This window comes from Xanthomonas sp. WHRI 8932A, from assembly GCF_035012785.1.
Classification (GTDB): Bacteria; Pseudomonadota; Gammaproteobacteria; order Xanthomonadales; family Xanthomonadaceae; genus Xanthomonas.
Genome location: NZ_JAYGQQ010000010.1, coordinates 111,684 through 130,671, shown reverse-complemented (window position 1 = coordinate 130,671; position 18,988 = coordinate 111,684). Strand labels below are relative to the sequence as shown.

The window sequence follows — 18,988 nt, the reverse complement described above, 5'->3', positions numbered from 1 at the left end:
GATGCGGAAAGACCGCATTGCATCGTCATGGCATTGGTATGCGTCGAGTGTCTGTATGCAGCGGGCGCTCGCTCTGTCAGGGACTTCATCGCAACAAGGTGGTGCGGACACTCGCTGATGAGTGCATCTCATAACTGCATGCGGCGCACATGGATGGAACAGCCACGCGGATACGGCATGCTGGCGCCCTGCCCTGTCGAGCCCTGCAACGGTGCGTGCATGTCGCGGTCGCGCAGTGCGTCTGGCCTGCAGGTATCGATTCACCAAGAGCGACCAACAACACGACTGGGCGACTACCCAACGGGGCTGCGGGTGCTCGGAATCGGCATGTACCGCTCGTACATTCCGGTCTCTGTGCACCGCCCCACACCCGCCTGGCAGCCGTGCGTAACGTTGTTGTTTGCCGCGCAACAGGAGGTTAACGCTTGGATTTCACCGTATCGATCCCTAGATCTGGATCTGAGAGACCGATCAATGCGCCTCGTTGGCGCCCATTGATCGCTCGTGTAGTGGTCTGCGCCCTTGGCGCGGCCGCTGTTTGTGTCGTTGCCCCCTCCCCCGCGGCAGCACGTTCCCCGGAGTCCATCGGTATGCCCATCTCAGAAAGTCTGTCGCCTCAGCAGCAAGCCATCGCCCCGATTGCCGCGTTTGCGGCAACCGGCGATATCGACCGTTTGAAGAGTGCGTTGGAGGCAGGTCTGGATGCCGGGCTGACCATCAACGAATGCAAGGAAGTGTTGGTGCAGGTCTACGCCTATGCCGGCTTCCCGCGCAGCCTCAATGCACTTGCGGCGTTGATGCAGGTGGTCCAGGCGCGACAGCAGCGCGGTGTGACCGACGCGCAGGGCGCGCTGCCGGGCCCGGTGCCGACCGGGCCGGAACTGCTTGCGTTGGGTACCGCCAATCAGACGCAATTGGTGGGGGCTGCGGTGTCGGGACCGCTGTTCGACTTCGCACCGGCCATCGATGCGTACTTGAAGACGCACCTGTTCGGCGACATTTTTGCGCGCGACAACCTCGATTGGGTGAGCCGCGAACTGGCAACGGTGAGCATGCTCGCAGCGCTGGAGGGCGTGGATTCGCAATTGCAGTCGCATCTGAAGATCAGCATGAACATCGGTGTGAGCAGCGCGCAGCTCAATGCGCTCGCGCAGGTGCTGGATAAACGGGTCGGTGCCGCGGCCGGCACCCGCGCCAAGGCCGCCCTGGCCAAGACGCAGTGAGGGTACTGACCAACTGATGCAGCCGCTGGCCGACGCAGCCGCAGCCGCAGCGTAAAGATTCGCCCAATGTGCCGCCACGTGGCCGGCAGCGACCTGGCCGCAGGTGGCGCGGCTCCTGGCGCCTGCGTGTCTGTATCCTGATGCATGGGCTGATTGTGCTGCCAGGACAGATTGCTGCCGACCTACACCGCGCTCTGCAACCACCCGACCGCAGGTGCGCGCCAGTGGTCGGGTGCCCGCTCATCAGCGGCATCCTCAACACAGCCCGCAGATCGGCGTGTTGGGAGGCAAGCAGCGAGGTGCCGCCGCCCCTGTCGGCGCCGTCCATCGCCATCCCCATCCGCTGATTGCCCGATGCGGTGCGCATTGACCCGGAAAGAGCGACGACCACCGCGCCCGGCTAGCGCGCACCTTGACCCGTTGATCTCGACGCTGCGTGTCTTGCGCTGCAAACGCGTCGTTTAGCGCCGATGCGCCACCTATCGCTGACGCGTCACCTGCCCGCGCAGCGCTCAAGGCACTCCACGCGCCATTCGGGTGCCACTGCGGACTTCCATGTGCATCTGACCGCGCCATACCTTCCGAACCCATGCGGGTGGTGGGTCGATCTTGCGGATGTTCAGCGGTGGCCTCTGGAGTAGCTGGTGACGGTACTAGTCGGTTGCAGACGTGATTGCCCACGGCAGCCTGTGAAGATAGCCAGGGCACAGAGTCGGTCTGCAGTCTGTGCCGTCTATGAAGACTGCACGGCCTTGCCTGAGCAGATCCCTCAAACAGTCACAGCCGCGACGCCACCGGCTTTCGCGGTCAGGCGGGAGCAGAGGTCACTGTCCTCCGCACCCAGCGAGCTGAACCTTTCCAGCCCTCGAATGCCGAAGATGTCGAAAGCTTGCCCTCCACGGTCGCCACTCTCCAATTCGCGCCGGAAACCAACCGGGATTTCGAGAATGGATAATTAAATAACTGTCAGCACACACTCGATTCGCCGGGAAAGCAGGAATTAAGAATACACCCCAAAAATAAACCGAATTATTCAAACCGTTCATTTTGAATGCAACCGATTGCGAAATCGGCGCCTTCAAACGTCGAATTTTGCACAATCGGAAGAGGCCGGTCGGCATTTCCCGGGGGCGTTTTTATCGCAAAAAAGGCAAGTGATAACGATCGTTTAGACAGCTTTAACCGTCACCTTAAACAACATTATTCAAAATTTTCCCACATACGGCAGAGTCCGTTAGAGTGACTAACTTGCGGTTGAATCCACTACCAAGGGTGAGGGATTCACCGACATCTTTGACATGATTCCCTGATTACTCGCGCGCTCTATCGCATTTAGGCTTACCGCCCTCTGCGAAATGTGACGCATAATTGTTGAGTTCGGTCCGACGTTTTTCTGCATTTTGGCCTGCTAGTCGGTTTCTAATCCGATTTAGCTATGGATTAAATCGGCGATGCCTATCGCTCGATTCTTTTCTCTGAATAGCAACTGTCCATTCAGACTTTAGAGTTTATGGATAGCGCCGTTAAACAAACCGCAAGCACACGGCGAGTACATCAGCGTATTCGCCGCATGCTCCGTCAGCGCAACTCCGAGGGGACGGACCGCTGCGGTTTTAAGTGAATAAAACGTGAAATTAAATGCCTTCGTTGGTGACCACCAGCGCTGGGACCTTCTGCGCCAAATTTCAGAATCAGCAGTAGCGGCGCGCCTACAACGGAATCGACCACTCTTATGAATCGCTCGCTACTCGCCACCACCATCGCCTCCTGTCTCGTCCTGACCGCATGTGGCGGTGGTGGCGGTGGCGGCAACGTCCGCAATGATCCGCCGCAGAGCACCGTGATTGCGCCGGCACCCACGCCGACCACGCCCACCACCCCGGGCACCACGTCCGATCCGCTGCCCAAGACCACGCCGGTTCCGACGCCTGCGCCTGCCCGCTATCAAGGCGTCGGCAGCAATCTGCTGGTGCCGATCAATGCCGATCTGGCGCAGCAAGCCGGTGCCCGGGGCCAGGGCGTGAAGCTGGCGGTGCTGGACGACAACCTGGTGCCGAGTTACGCGCCGATTGCCGGCAAGGTCGATGGCTTCAGCGATTACACCGCCAGCCCGGGCACGCCCGAGTCGTCGTCCAATGCGCTGCGCGGCCATGGCACGATCGTCTCGGCGCTGGTGCTGGGCTCGGCGCAGGACGGCTTTGCCGGTGGCGTGGCTCCGGATGCAGACCTGTTCTATGCACGTATCTGCGCCGAGAATTCCTGCGGCACCCAGCAGGCCCGCCGCGCTGCGGTGGATCTGGCCGCCTCGGGTGTGCGCATCGCCAACCTGTCGCTGGGCGCTTCGTATGCCGACGCCGCCGGCAGCGCGAACGCGGCAGCCGCCTGGCGGTTTGCGTTGACGCCTCTGGTGCAGGCAGACGCACTGATCGTCGCCTCGACAGGCAACGAAGGCGCTGCCGAAGCCTCGTATCCGGCAGCGACGCCGGTGCAGGAAGCCAGCGTGCGCAACAACTGGTTGGCGGTGGGCGCGATCAATGTTGACAATGCCGGCAATGCGGCCGGTCTGACCAGCTATTCCAATCATTGCGGCGCCGCGGCGCAGTGGTGCCTGGTGGCACCGGGCAGCTTCACCGCGCCGGCGCTGGCCGGCACCGAATTACAGGGCCAGATCGCCGGCACCTCGTTCTCCACCGCTGCGGTCAGCGGCGTCGCGGCGCAGGTCCTGGGCGTGTATCCGTGGATGAGCGCGTCCAACCTGCAGCAGACCCTGCTGACCACCGCTACCGATCTGGGCGACCCGGGCGTGGATGCGCTGTATGGCTGGGGCCTGGTCAACGCGGCCAAGGCGATCAAGGGCCCGGGCCAGTTCGCCAGCAACTGGGGGATCAGCGTAGGTGCGGGCTACGACAGCACCTTTAGCAACGACATTTCCGGCACTGGCAGCTTTACCAAGGGCGGGACCGGCAAACTCACCCTGAGCGGCAACAACACCTATACCGGCGGCACCACCATTCTCGATGGCGTGCTCGCGCTGTCCGGCAGCCTGCGCTCGGATCTTCTGGTGGCCAACTCGGCCACCTTCGAGTCGCGCGGCGGCGTGATCAACGGCGGCTACAGCCTGGTCAACAACACCGGCACGACCGCCATCGAATTGGGCAAGGGCCTGACCGTCACCGGTTTGGCCAGCCTGAAAGGCAATCTGCTATTGCTGCCGGAAGCGGCGGGCTACACCGTCGGCAGCAGCGAGAAGATCGTCAAGGCCGGGGTCCTGCAAGGCACGTTCGACCGCGTGCAGTACGCCAACAATTTCTTCTGGACCGCATCGCTTGCCTACGACCCGACCACCGTCACCGCAACCCTGACCCGTAATGCGTCGGCTGCCAGCGCGCAGGCCGCCGGTGCGCCGCAGGCGGTGGTCAACGGTGCCGCCCAGGCCGATGCGCTGGTCAAGGTGCTGGACACCCGCGTGGCCTCCGGCGACACCGCAAACCTGGGTGGCCTGATCAGCGCCACCGGCTCGCTGCTGGCGGCATCCAATGCGCAGGTTGCCGCATCGCTGCCGACCCTGGCCGGCCAGGTGCACGGTATCGAGCGCACGCTGGGCTTCCAGTCGGCACTCAACGATGCGCGCGTTGCTGCCGATCGCCTGCCCTATCTGGCCGACACCACCACGCTGACCACCTGGATGCAGGGCAGCTACCTGGATGGCGATCTGAGCCGCAGCGGGTTCGCCTCGGCCGACTACACCCAGCAGGCCACCACCTTTGGTGTGGATCTGCCGCTGGGCAGTGCCGGCACGGTGGTGGGTGCGGCAGTGACCTCGGGCCAGGACCGCGCGCACATCGATGCGTCGGCCAGCCGCCTGCGCTCGGACCGTTATGCGATGACCGCGTATCTGTATCAGCCCATCGGCCAGGCGTACGTGTCGGGCATTGGTTCGTATGGCATGAGCAATGTAGACACCGAGCGCAACGTGCAAGCCGGCAGCATCGGCGAGCGTCTGCAGGACCGTCGCCACGACACCAACTGGTCGCTGCGCGCGGAAGTGGGCCTGCTGCCGCATGCCGGGCTGTCGCCCTTCGTTGCTGCGGGTGTGGTCAGCCAGACCCAGGATGCCTTCAGCGAAGCGTCGGTGACCGGTCTGGGCCTGAGCGCCGGCAGCGACACCCTGCGCGCGGGCTACGGCGAAGTGGGCGTCCGCGGTCATCTGGCGCGCGGCAAATGGGGCTTCGATGGTCTGGTCGCGTATCGCTCGTTGCTGGGCAACCCCAATGCCGACTTCACCGCCTGGTTCACCGGCTTGCCGGAAGCGCGCTTCAATGTGGCCGGGACGCCGGTATCGAAGCAGGCCGTGCGCGCCTCGGTCGGCGTGCGTTACCAGGTCAACGACGCGTTCTCGCTGTATGGCAATGTGGGCGCCGAGCGTGGTCGTTCCGATTCCAACAGCATCAACGCCAATGTCGGTCTGCGCTGGCAGTTCTGATCCGGCGATGGTGGTGGTAACGCGACACCATGCGCTGGCCGCGTAACGCCAGCGACAACGAAGGCCCCGGCATGCCGGGGCCTTCGTGCGTCTGTGCGTGTGGCAGCGCGACTGCCATAGCACGCGTGGCCGTGGGCTTGCACGCTACGGAGGCACTCCAGGCGATGCCACGGCCTGCAGAAAACGCTTGAAAAGCGCTGCTTTCGACCGATGCGGGACTGCGGCAATGCACGCCACCGACGTGATGTGCAGTCGATCCCCGCCCATGCTGATCGACCGCTCCGCACATGGTTGTCGACGCGCTTGCGCTGGTCGACACAGAGCGCGAGCCACGAGCAAACCGGCAACGATCGGTCACCTCATCGACGACGACGCGTCGATACGCACCCGGCCAAGTGGATCGACACACAAAAAAAGCCCCGGCATGCCGGGGCTTTGTCGTTCACTGTGTGGAGCCGATCAGAAACTCCAGCCCCAGGTCACCTGCCCGCCATACGCGGTCTGTCCATCGCCGTTGAGTCCTTGCAACGACAGCGACAGGCGGCTGTTGGGCGAGGTGATCAGGCTGACCCCCAACTCACCGATGGCGGCATTCTTGGCCAGCGTGACGCTTTGCACTGCGAACTCCGAGCCAGTCCCGATGAAGCCCGCCGAACGCTGCACGGCGCGATCGCCGAACGCATGCCGCCAACCCACCGAGGCATACAGCGCGGCTTGCCGACCAAGCTCCCAACGCCCGCGCACACCCAGCATGCTGGTGGTGAACGTGTCCGTGGCACTGTCGACGGTCAGCCCGGCGATCCCGCCGCGCTCGTCGAATCCATCGGTCTTCAGATGGGTGTAGTCGGCGGCAATGAACGGGCTGTACACCGCATTGCCGGTGCGCAGATTCCACGACGCTTCCACCGACACCGTTACCGCAGTGGCGTCGTATTCGCTGGTGAGCCGTTCTTCGAGCACGCCGGGCAGCATTACCCGCCGCGAGCCGTCCACGCTGTAGTCCGCATAGTCCACTGCGCCCTGCAGCGAAAACGCGGACCAGTCGGCCTGCCCATACACACCGACGTGCGTGCCATCGATGTCGGAGCGGTCGCCCCACTCGCGCGACCAGCTTTCGATGTCCTGGCTGCCCACCGCAACACCGAGCACGCTGCGCTCGCCGATGCGACGTTCTGCACCGGCCATGATGCCGTTGTCTTCGCGGCGCACCGAAATCGCATTGGCATCGCCATCGACGCGGTTGGGCAGGCTACGCCCGGTAATCCACACCGTGGTGTCGCCGATGCGGGTGTCCTGGCTATCGCCGCGCAGATGGCCGCCGATGCCGCTATTGAGAAAGCGGCTGTCCAGCATGGCGGTCGCGGTACTGGCATGGCTTTCGCCCGACAGCGATGCGAAAGCGGTGGCGATTGCCTCCGGGTCGTCCGGCAGACGTATCACCGCCTGATACACCGGGTTGGTCACTGGCAGGCCATCGACTGCGCCAGCAGTCGACTGCTGGTTGGGCGTAGTCACTGCATCCACCATACCGACGGTATTGCGGCCCAGCGATACCGACAGCGCCGTTGCAGTGGTGCTGACGTTGGGATCCATGAACGCGTAGTCGGACACGACGTTGGTGAATTGCCCGGTGAGCCCGCCGGCCGCGTTGATCACCGGAATCTCGGTGAACAATGGCAGGTCGACCGCACGCACCAATACCAACGTGCTGCCCGGTGCTAGCGTGGCCGCGCCGCCTACCGTCAAAGGCGTCACCGCACCGCCCGTGCCGGGCGTGACCTGCACCGTGGAGCCAGGGCCGATGGTAGCGTTGCCGCCCACACTGATCGTGCCGGTGGTGCCGCCCATGGCCAAGGTGCCGCCGGTCGTGGTCAGGCTGCCAATGCTGCCGCTGCCGGTCAGCGTACCGCCCGGCCCCACCGTCACCGGACCGCCGATGGCGGCGCCCGGGTTGGCCGGGTTGCCCACGCTCAAGGTGCCTGCGGTGATGGTGGTCGGGCCGGTAAAGCCGCTGCTGTTCGCAGTAACCAACAAGGTGCCGACGCCGTCCTTGAGCAGGCTGCCGGTGCCCGACAGCGTGCCTGCATAGGTGCCGTTGGCGTTCTGCAGGAACACCAACGCACTGTTGTTTGCGATGTTGCCCTGCAGGCTGTCGGTGTCGCCGATCAAGCTGCCCGCATTGATCGTGGTGCCGCCGAGATACGCGTTGACGCCATCCAGCGTGACCGCACCGCTGCCGTTCTTGATCAGCGCACCGCTACCGGTGATGTTGCCGGCAAAGGTGCCGTCGCCGGCCTGATCGAACACCAGCACTGCGTTGTCGAGGATGTTGCCTTGCAGGCTGGTGGTGGTGCCTTGCAGTGTGCCGCCGGTAATAGCCGTGCCGCCGCTATAGGTATTGGCACCGGCCAGCGTGAGCACGCCGGCACCTTGCTTCACCACGTTACCGGTGCCGCTGACGACGCCTGTAAAGGTACCGTCGGTGGTCTGGTCGAAGACCAGCGTGGCATTGTCCACTACATCGCCCTGCAAGCTGGCGGTCGTACCGATCAAGCTGCCGGCACTCACCAACGTGCCGCCGGTGTAGCTATTGGCACCGGTCAGTTGCAGTGCGCCGGTGCCGGCCTTTTCCAGCGAGCCGCTCCCACTGACCACGCCGGCATACACACCGCCGGTGGTCTGGTTGAACACCAGTGCCGCGTTGTTGACGATATCGCCCTGCACGCTGGTGCTGTCGCCGATCAAGCTGCCGGCCGCAATGGTGGTGCCGCCGCTGTAGCCATTTGCGCCGTTGAGCAACAGTGCCCCGGCGCCGTCCTTGATCACGTTGCCGGTGCCGGTGATCGAGCCGCTAAACACTCCGTTGGCTGCTTGGTTGAAGACGACGGTGGCGTTATCGACAATCGCGCCCTGCAAGCTCGCGCTATCGCCTGCCAGCGTGCCGGCACCGACCGTGGTACCGCCGGTGTAACTGTTGCTGCCGTCCAGCGTCAGCGTGCCGGTGTTGGTCTTGATCAGTGCGCCGCTGCCGCCGATGGCGCCGGCCAGGGTCAGATCGGCCGGGTTGTCGACGGTGAGCACGGCACCCAGATTGACGGCATTGCCCAACGCGGCAGCAATCGCATTGCTGAGCACCGAATCGCCGGTCACCGACAGCGCGCCGACACCCAGGGCGGTGTTGCTGCCTACCGCCAACGTGCCGGCGTTCAACACGGTGCCGCCCGCGTAGCTGTTGTTGCCGTCGAGCGTGAGCGTGGTGGTGCCGTTCTTGATCAAGCCGCCCGCACCGCTGACCGGCCCGGACAAGCTCAGGTCGTTGCTGCCGATGAGATTCAACGCACCATCCAGGATCACTGCATTGCCTACCGCCACTGCCTGGTTGCTATCGAGGCTGGTGCCCGCTGCTGCGGTCAACGCGCCGGTGCCGAGCGCTTGCGCATCGCCCAGCACCAGCGTGCCGCCACCGAGCGAGGTGCCGCCGGTGTAACTGTTGGCTGCGTCGAGCACCAACGTGCCGGTGTCGAGTTTCTGCAGTGCGCCTGCGCCGCCGATGGCGACATCGATCGTGCCGGTCACGCCGGGGTCGACGCGGATGATGGTGTTGGCGGCATTGGCGCTCAACGCACCGGCACCGCCATCGCTCAGCACATAGCCATCGGTGACGAACTGCATGCCGGTGATGCCCTGGGTGCCCTGCACGCCCACGGTCCCGGCAGTGCCGGCAAATACCGCGAAGCTGTTCTGCCAGGTGTCGTTGGCCAGGCCGTCGATCGATGTCCAGTTGGTGCCGGCGGCCGTCCATGCAGCGGTGCCGCCATCGATGCTGCCGTTGGCGACGGTTTGCGCACCATCCCAAAACTGCACGTTGCTGCCTGGCGCCAACACCACCACATTGACCTGCTGGGCCAGTGCGGTCTGCAGTGTCAGCTGGGTCGGGTCCACGGTGCCGGGCAGCGTGCCGATACCCAGGCCGTTGTCGGTCAGCGCCCCGCTGTAGTCGATCAGGCGATACACACCGGTGCCGAAGCCGCCGATGTCGGTGATGTTGAGCGTGCCATCCAGCGTGAGGTCGCCGTTGACCTGCAGCACCCCCGTCAGACTCGGGATGCCCAGGAATGCATCGAGCGTGGCGTTGGGCGCCATGCTCAAACTGCCGGTGGTCAGCAATGCACCACTGCTCACCACCAGACGGCCGCCATCGTTGACGGTGACCGCCGCATCGACCAGGCCACTGCCGCTCAAGCTGCCGCCCGCGCCAACGCTCAGGCCACCAGCGCTGGCCAGCGTGCCATCCACATCCAGCGTGCCGCCGAGGACCTGCGTGGTGCCGCCCAGCGCGCTGGTGCCGGTGAGCTGCAACGTGCCGCTGCCCACCTTGTCCAGGTTGCCGGCGCCACTCAAGCTGCCGGCAAACGTACTGCCAACGTTGTTGACGCCCAGCTGCAGCGTGTTGCCGCCGAGGATGTCGACCGCACCCAGCCCGGTCACCGCGCCCAGCGCTGCATTACTGCCCAACGACAGCCCGGCACCCGCGGCGATATCCACCGCGCTGGTGGTGCCCAGGTTGCCGGTGGCAGCGGTGGCCAGCACACCGGCCTGCACCGCCACCGGACCGCTGAAGCTGTTGGCGCCGGACAAGGTCAAGGTGCCCAACCCGGTCTTGGTAAGCGAACCCGCACCACTGAGCGTGCCGGTCAGTGCCAGATCCGCGGCACTGGCGATGGTCAGATCCGCACCCAGGTTGACGCTGTTGCCCAGCGCCAGTGCAATCGCATTGCTCAAGGTGGAGTTACCCAACACCGACAAGCTGCCGACACCCAGAGCGCTGTTGCTACCCACCGCCAGCGTGCCGGCATTCAATACCGTGCCGCCCGCGTAGCTGTTGTTGCCGTCGAGCGTGAGCGTGGTGGTGCCGTTCTTGATCAAGCCGCCCGCACCGCTGACCGGTCCGGACAAACTCAGGTCGTTGCTGCCGATGAGATTCAGCGCGCCATCCAGGACGACCGCATTACCCACGGCCACTGCCTGGTTGCTATCGAGGCTGGTGCCCGCTGCTGCGGTCAACGCGCCGGTGCCAAGCGCTTGCGCATCGCCCAGCACCAGCGTGCCGCCACTGAGCGAAGTGCCGCCGGTGTAGCTGTTGGATGCGTCGAGCACCAGGGTGCCGGTGTCGAGTTTCTGCACGCCACCGATGCCGGAGATGTCTACATCGATCGTGGCGGTGGCGCCGGGGTCGACGCGGATTGCGGTGAGGGGGCTGGTCACCGCCAGCGTGCTCGCACCGGCATCGTTCAGCACGTAGCCATCGCTCGCAAACTGCAGGCCGCCGATGGTTTGCGTGCCCTGCACGACAACCGTGCCGGCAGTGCCGGAGAACACTGCAAAATCGCCCTGCCAGGTGCTGTTGGCGGAGCCGTCCTGGCCAGTCCAGTTGGTGGCAGTGCCCCATACCCCAGAGCCGCCATCGACCGTGCCATTGGCGGTGGTCTGCACGCCGTCCCAGAACTGCACGATGCTGCCCGGTGCCGCGACCACCAGATTGATCTGCTGGCCGATCGCGGTCTGCAATGCCAATTGGCTGATATCGACGCTACCGGGAATGCTGCCGAACAGCAAGCCGTTGTTGGTCAGCACACCGGTGTAATCGATCAACCGATACACACCGGAACCGAAGCCGCCAATGTCGATGACATTGAGTGTGCCGTCCAGGGTGAGATTGCCGTTGACCGCAAGCAGGCGCGTAGTGCTCGGCGTCGCAAGCGACACGTCCATCACCGCGCCCGGTGCCAACGTCAGCCCGCCCATGCTGAGCGACGCACCGCTGCTCAATGCCAGCCGGCCGCCATTGCCGATGGTCACATCGCTACCGATGCTGCCGCTGGGGCCGGTACCAGTGAGCGTGCCGCCAGTTGCCACGTTCAACGCGCTCGTACCCAGGCTGCCCACCACGTCCAGGACGCCGCCGCTCACCTGCGTGGTGCCGCCGATCAGGCTGGTGCCGAGCAGGTTCACGGTGCCCGGGCCGACCTTGTCCAGATTGCCGCCGCCGCCCAGGCTGCCGGCGAAATTGCCGCTGCCCAGCTGCAAGGTGGCGCCGGCATCGGTATCGACGTTCCCCGCACCGGTGAGTGCATTGATCAGGCCACCGTTGGTCAGGTTCAACACCGCACCGGCTGCCACATCCACGTTACTGGCGTTGCCAAGCGATGCGGCCGTACTGGCCACCACGGTGCCGGCCTGGATCGCCAGCGGGCCGGTATAGGTATTGCTGCCGCTCAGTGTCAAGGTGCCGAGGCCGGTCTTGGTCAGCGCGCCCGCGCCGCTGATGGTGCCGCTGGCCAGCATGTCCGCCGTGTTGTCGACGGTGAGCGCTGCACCCAGATCGATGCCATTGCTCAAGGCCACCGCGATGGCGTTGCTCAGCACCGAATCGCCAGTGACCGACAAGCTGCCGGTGCCGAGTGCGTTATCGGCCCCCACCGCAATCGTGCCGGCGTTGAGCGTGGTGCCCCCGCTGTAGCTGTTGCTGCCATTGAGCGACACGGTGGTGGTGCCGTTCTTGACCAGACTCCCGGTGCCGCTGATGGTGCCGTTCAAGCTTAGGTCGTTGCTGCCGATCAGCGAAAGCTGGCTGTTCAATTGCACGCTATTGCCGACAGCCAGCGCAGTATTGGCATCCAGTTCGGTGGCGCCACTGACCACCAGGCCGCCCACGCCCAAGGCTGCAGCGTTGCCAAGCACCAGGCGGCCGGCATCCAGCGTGACGCCGCCACTGAAGGTGTTGGCGTTGCCCAAGGTCAATGTTGTCGTGCCTTGTTTAGCGAGACTACCGGCGCCGCTGATCACGCCGTCCAGCGTGATGTCCTGCGTGCCGGGCAGCGTCAATGCACCATTCAAGGCAAGTGCATTGGCCAGCGTCACCGCCGTGGTGGCATCGAGCGTTGTGCCGCCCGCGGCGGTGAGCGTGCCGGCACCCAAGGCGGTGTTGCTGCCAACTACCAACCCGCCGGATTGCAGCTGCAACCCGCCACTCCAGGTGTTGTTGCCGGTGAGCGTGAGCGTCTGCGTGCCGCTTTTGATCAGGCTTCCCGCACCATCGATCACACCAGTGAGCGTGAGCGCCTGGCCATCGATGCCGAGCGCGCCATTCACCGTGACGGCATTTTGCAAGGTCGCGGCGATAGCGGCGCTGAGCAGCGTGCCATCGGCCGCGATGAGCGCGCCGCTCCCGAGCGCCGTGTCACTGCCGACGATCAGCGAACCGGCATTCAACAGCGTGCCGCCGGCATAGCCATTGTTGCCGGTCAGCGTCAACGCGCCGGTGCCTTGTTTGATCAGGCTGCCCGCACCGCTCACCGTGCCGGTCAAGTCGAGCGCGTTGTTGCCGGTCAGCGACAGCGCACCGTTCAACACGACGTCATTGCCCACTGTCGCTGCAGTGGTCGCCTGCAACTGCGTGCCGTTGGCAGCGGTCAACACGCCGCTTCCCAATGCCGCCCCGCTGTCGATCAGCAAGGCGCCTGCATTGAGATCCACGCCGCCGGCAAAGGTGTTGGCGCCGGTCAGCGTCAGCGCAGCGCCGCCGTTCTTCACCAGGCCGCCGGCACCGCTGACGCCGCCATTGAGCGCCAGGTCCTGGCTGCCGCCAAGCTGCAGATCGGCATTCAGCACGACGTTGTTGGCGAGCACGCGTGCAGCGGTGCTATCGAGCAGGCCGCCGGCAACGGTGAGGCTGCCTGTGCCCAGCGCGGCATCGCTGCCCAGCACCAGGCTGCCCGCAGTTAGCAGCGTGCCGCCGGTGTAGGTGTTATTTCCCGCCAGGGTCAGGCTGGCGGGGCCGAGTTTGTCCAGGCTGCCGACACCGCTGATGCCGCCATTGAGCGTCAGCGCGTTGCTGCCGCCGATGCTGACCAAACCCGTCAGCGCGATGGCGTTGGCAAGCGTGCTTACCGCGACGTTATCCAGCGTTGTGCCGGTTGCTGCGGTCAATGCGCCCACACCCAGCGCCGTATCGCTGCCGACGACAAGCCTGCCCGCGCTCAGCGATGTGCCACCGGTGTAAAGATTGTTGCCAGTGAGGGTGAGATCGCCGCTCCCGGATTTGACCAGGCTGCCGGTACCGCTGATGCCGCCACCCAGCGTCAGCGCCTGCGTGCCATTGAGCGTCAATGCACTGGTGTTCAATGCGATTGCATTGGTCAACGTGGTGGGCGTGGTGCCCTGCAGATTGGCGTTGCCGGTCAAGCTCAGCGCACCGGTGCCGAGCGCACCGTTATTGGTCACCTGCAAGGTGCCGCCGGCAAGCGTGGTGCCACCGCTGTAGGTGTTCAAACCACCCAAGGTGAGCGTGCCGGTGCCGAGCTTGCTCAACGCACCGGTGCCGCTGATCGCGCCACTCAAATTCAGCGCGGTGCCATTGCTGGCCACGCCCAGCGTGCCGGTGAGCGCAAGCGCATTACCCAACGTCGCTGCAGTGCTTGCATCAAGCACACCGCCGCTAGCGTTCAAGGTTCCCGTGCCCAGCGCAGCATTGGAGCCGACCACCAAGCGCCCGGTGCTCAGCGTGGTGCCACCGGTATAGCCGTTGATATTGGTCAGCGTGAGATCGCCGGCACCGCTCTTGATCAGGCTACCGCTGCCGTTGATGGCGCCGCCAAGGGTCAGCGCCTGCGCGCCGGTCCAGCTCAATGGCCCGGAAAGATTGACCGCATTGGTTACCGCCAACGGTGCGCTGGTGCTGAGACTGGAGGCGCCGGTGACATTCAACGCGCCGGTGCCCAGTGCGGACGCAGTCCCCAATTGCAGGGTGCCCGCTGCCAGCGTTGTGCCGCCGCTATAGGTGTTGGCGCCGTTGAGCGCCAGCGTGCCGGTGCCGGTCTTGTTGAGACCGCCGGTGCCGGCAAGCGCACCGGTCAAGGTGAGTGCATTGCCGCTGGCACCCAGGCCCAGGGTGGTGTTGAGCGCAAACGCATTGCTCAAGGTCAACGGTGCAGTGGTGTCCAGCAGACCGCCTGCTGCAGTGACGGTGCCGGTGCCGAGCGCGCCGGAGGTTTCCAGCACCGTGCTGCCCGCGCTCAGCGTGGTGCCGCCGGAATAGGTATTGGCGCCGCCAAGCGTGAGCGTGCCGGAGCCGGTCTTGTTGAGTGCACCGGCTCCGCTGACCACACCGCCGAGCCGCACGGCATTGGTCCCGCCAATGCCCAGGTTACTGTTCAATACAAAGGCGTTGGCCAGGTTGAGTGCGGCACCGGCCAGCAGGCTGCCGCCGGACGCTGTGACGGTGCCTGTTCCCAAGGCAGCGCTATTGCCCGCGGTCAGCGCGCCGCCGCTCAGGTTGACGCCACCGCTGAAGGTATTGGCGCCGGTTAGATTCAACCCGCCGGTACCGGCCTTGGTCAGCGCCCCCGTGCCTGTCAGCGTGCTGCCGATGGTCAGCGCATTGGTGCCCTGCACCGTCAAACCGCCCGCCGCGATCGCAATACCGCCGGCCGGTGCCAGCGTCAGGCCGGCAGCGGTGGCTTCGAGCGTGCCGCCGTTGGCGGTGATCGCCGTGCCCAACTGTGCGGGTATCGCAAATTGCAGGACACCGCCATTGAGTGCGCTGCTGCCGAAGTTGCTTGCACCGCCCAGCGTCCAGGTCCCGCTGTTGACGCGCAGACTGCCGAAATTGATGTACTGATCGGTGCTTGCCGCGCCGACACCGGTAATGCCGCTGCCGGTTCCTGTCGCGGAATTCTGCAGGATCAGCGTATTGATTCCGCCCGCGCCGCCATCCACCACACCGGTACGCGCAAAGCTCAGCAAACCGCCTGGACCAAGCAATTCCAGTCCGAGTCCGCCAGCGCTGTTGATGCTTCCGCCCGTCACTGCGGTGAAGGTATTGGTGCTGTTGGCACCCATCGACACGCTGCCGTTGATGGTGCCGGAATTGACGAAGCTGTTGCCGGTAGCCGAGCTTTGAAAACCGACGCGTCCATCGATGGTGCCGGTATTGACCGCATTGACGGTGCCGCCGCCACTGACGGCAATCACCGGCGTATCGGCACCTAGTATCGAGAGATTGAGCAACGTCCGGCTGCTGATCAAGCCGGCATTGTTGATCTGCACGACGCCATTGCTGGCGGAGGTCAGGCCCAACGCCATTCCATCGAGATTGAGCAGATTGGCGCCCAGCAACCCGCCGGTCCCGTAGATGGTGCCGCCGGACAGATTGTTGGCAATCACCGATGTCGAACTTGCGTTGCCCATGGTGACGCCGGTACTCAACACCGACAGCAGACCCAGCACAGACGGGTCGATGGTGCCGCTGTTGTTGAGCGTTGCGTTGGTGCCACCGAGCGCGATGGCGGTACCGCCCAGCAAACCGGCCGTCATCTGCGTGCCCGCCGCAACGTTGACGGTCAGATTATTCGCGTTACTCGAAAAAGCATTGCTGAGGATCGGCAGACCGGTGCAGGTGACGGTTGCGCCGGCAGTCGGCAATGCGGGTGTGCACGCACCCCAGGCCAATGCGGGAGCGGCGGCCCCTACCGCCAGAACCACCAGGCTGGGCAATGCACGGCGCGTCGCTCCGGGCTTACGTCGACGCCGCACCAGTTCATGCGTCACGACCCAATTGCCAATGGCTGCGTTCCAGACCAGCGCAAATGCACGATTCATTTTGATTCCCCTGATTTGCCGCGCGATAGATCAGCGCGCACACATGCGCGCCTTCAAAAGACGGAAGTGGATTAAAGATTCGGTGGATTTAAAGCGTGACTCGCTTCAACCCGCTCGCTCAAGAATGAGAGTGGTTAATACCAATCCCTGGTAAACACGTTGCCAAATTAATAGGCGAATCGCCTCAATTGAACTGTGCGGAGTATCACTAACTACGCACCCGCGCGTTACACGGGCATAAACTGTCGACGTGTTTACTTGTGCCCGCTTCAAACGCTTGAACGGCCGCCCTTGATGCAGTCATAGCCTTTCCAGACGGGCGAAACAGCTAAAATCAAGACGTGTTTCACGGTGATCCATGTCAATGCATTGGTTGAGTCCGAATCACCTAATCAGCCAATACGCATTACACTGCGTGACAGCGGGCCGAACCTTATGAATAGAAGAGACCGCGAATATGTCGTGTTGCGAAAGAACGGAATCACTGTCAAATGGTCTGCCTGAGTCCGGTTGGATCGATATAACCAATCCACTCTCGACGCCGGTCGGTGGAATGCGGTATTTGTAGAGGCCAGCCCAAAGTGAGACGAGCAGCCTTAATCGATTATTTGTTGTGCCTGCTTACGGGAGTGCGCGCTATTGCGCGCAGGATTCGTGCGTGATGGCGGCATCACGCCCCCGGCTCATCACCCATTGGTGACCTCGAATTGTTTCTAGTGGCCCTGCAGTGTGTGATCTTCAACACGGAACCTGACGACATGACGCTTGCTTCGGCAGACAAAACACAGGAACGCCACTTCGATTGGTCCGGGGTGCCAATCGATCTCGGCGGGATGGAGCCGCTCGAGCAGATCGCTCGCCTGCTGTGCCATGCGCTGGTCGCACCAGCGGCGGCGTTGACCATTACCGAAGCCGGCCGCATGCGGGTGCTGGCGGCGCGCGGGATCAGCACCACCCAGGTCGAACAAGCCATCGCGCTGTGTCAACGCGCACCGGCCGCTGCCAATGGTGTGACGGAGTTGATCGAAGGCGCCGCACTCGCGCCGATTCAATTGGGCGATGCGGCGTTTCCCGGATTGCCAGCACGCTTTATTGCGTGCGTGCCGGTCGGTGCGCCGCAGGCCGGCATCACCGGCACGTTATGCGTGATCGACACGCGCGAGCGCCGCCTCGCCAGCCAGGAACATCAGCAGCTGCTGATGTTTGCCAATGTGACGGCAGCGCAGCTGGAGCTGCAATTCGGCGCGGGCCGGCGTGAGCCGCACAGCGGCCTGCTCAACACGCGTCAGCTGCAATCGGATCTGGATGCCCTCGCCTTCGGCAGCCACAGCGTGCCAACCATTGCAGCCTTTATCGAGGTCTACGACACGCAGGCGGCCAACGAGGCGCGTCAGGCCCTGGGCATGCAGCCGCTGGAAGAGCTGATCCGTCACGCCAGCTATGTGCTGACCCGCGCCCTGCGCGGCAAGGCCACCGTCTATCACGTTGCGTCGATGCGTTTTGCGTTTTTTCTGCTCAACTCGGCGCCCGACGAGATGGAAGACCTGCTGCTGGATTTGCGCGACATGCTGCAAAAACCGTTCGATGCCGCCGGGGTGCCGATGTCGCTGACCTTCCATGCCGGCGTGGTGCGCTTTGCACCGCAACAACCAGATACCAACGATGTGATGCGCAAGGGGCTGGTGTCGCTAGGCGATGCCATCGGCAACAATGCCGTGGTGTGCTGGTATAGCGCTTCGCAGGACGATGCCATCCAGCGCTCGTATCGGTTGGCGCTGGATGCGGAAAAAGCGCTGCAAGCCGGCGATTTCCGGCTGGTGTTCCAGCCGCGTATCGATCTGGAAGATCTGTCGGTCGTCGGGTTCGAGGCACTGCTGCGCTGGCAGCATGCCAGCCTGGGGCCGATCGGTCCGGACGAGTTCATTCCGTTGTTCGAAAAGACCGCACTGATGTGCACGGTCACCAACTGGGTGATCGAAAGCGCATTGCTGCAGTTGGCGCAATGGCGAGCGCAAGGCCTGGATTTTTCCATCTCGATCAATCTTTCGTCGCGCGATTTCGGCAACATCAATCTGGCCGCTGACGTGATCAATCGCTGCAAGGACCTGGCCATTCCGACCACGCGGGTCGAGCTGGAAATCACCGAAGGCCGCTGGTTGCGCAGCAACGTGGAAGCCGTCCCGCGCCTGCGCGCCCTGCGCGATGCCGGCGTCAGCGTGGCCATCGACGACTTCGGTACCGGCTACAGCAATTTCGGGTATCTCACCGAGTTGCCGGTCAACGTGCTCAAGCTGGACCGCTCCCTGGTCACCGGCATTGCCAACAAGGCCGGCATGCAGATGCGCGCAGAAGCAGTGGTGCGACTGGCCAGCGCGCTGGGCTATCGCACCGTTGCCGAAGGCATCGAACACGCCGACGAGATTGCGTTGCTGCGCAGCTGGGGCTGCGATGAGGCGCAGGGATATCTACTGTCCAGGCCGATGGAGGCGCAACTGGTGGCGGCCTATGTGCAGGACGCCAGGGTGCAGCGACGCCTGCCTTGAGCAAAAGCCGCGTGGTTGCGCTGGATCACATGCCGGTCGGCGCCGCTCGCTCGTCTGCAGCACGCAGGCAGCTAAAGCGC

General features: G+C 64.2%; 4 protein-coding genes and 1 other RNA gene. 4 read left to right on the top strand and 1 reads right to left on the bottom strand.

Going from position 1 to position 18,988, the window contains the following annotated elements; translation table 11 throughout:
• Nucleotides 1-327 precede the first annotated feature (327 nt).
• The 3 genes from VC212_RS17080 (at nucleotide 328) to VC212_RS17070 (ending at nucleotide 5,706) form a co-directional block, all read left to right on the top strand.
• A non-coding RNA gene (locus tag VC212_RS17080) (sX9 sRNA) lies at nucleotides 328-405 on the top strand.
• 185 nt (nucleotides 406-590) lie between these two features.
• Nucleotides 591-1,223 carry a carboxymuconolactone decarboxylase family protein gene (locus VC212_RS17075; protein WP_115527777.1) on the top strand — a complete coding sequence of 211 codons (633 nt, stop codon included), beginning with the start codon at nucleotides 591-593 and terminating at the stop codon, nucleotides 1,221-1,223.
• A 1,732-nt stretch (nucleotides 1,224-2,955) separates the two neighbouring features.
• Nucleotides 2,956-5,706, top strand: coding sequence for a S8 family serine peptidase (locus tag VC212_RS17070; protein ID WP_323526448.1), 2,751 nt, complete (start codon nucleotides 2,956-2,958; stop codon nucleotides 5,704-5,706).
• 459 nt (nucleotides 5,707-6,165) lie between these two features.
• Here the strand turns inward: VC212_RS17070 and VC212_RS17065 are convergent, their stop codons facing one another.
• Nucleotides 6,166-16,365, bottom strand: a complete 10,200-nt coding sequence (locus tag VC212_RS17065) for an autotransporter-associated beta strand repeat-containing protein (protein ID WP_323526447.1) — start codon at nucleotides 16,363-16,365, stop codon at nucleotides 6,166-6,168.
• 731 nt (nucleotides 16,366-17,096) lie between these two features.
• Here VC212_RS17065 and VC212_RS17060 point away from each other — a divergent pair.
• Nucleotides 17,097-18,908: an EAL domain-containing protein gene (locus VC212_RS17060; RefSeq protein WP_323526510.1), complete on the top strand. Its 1,812-nt coding sequence runs from the start codon at nucleotides 17,097-17,099 to the stop codon at nucleotides 18,906-18,908.
• The last annotated feature ends 80 nt before the right edge of the window (nucleotides 18,909-18,988 follow it).

Bases quoted from the DNA above. Each gene is read 5' to 3' on its own strand.
- VC212_RS17075 (WP_115527777.1), top strand. From the start codon at position 591: ATGCCCATCTCAGAAAGTCTGTCGCCTCAGCAGCAAGCCATCGCCCCG.
- VC212_RS17070 (WP_323526448.1), top strand. From the start codon at position 2,956: ATGAATCGCTCGCTACTCGCCACCACCATCGCCTCCTGTCTCGTCCTG.
- VC212_RS17065 (WP_323526447.1), bottom strand. From the start codon at position 16,365: ATGAATCGTGCATTTGCGCTGGTCTGGAACGCAGCCATTGGCAATTGG.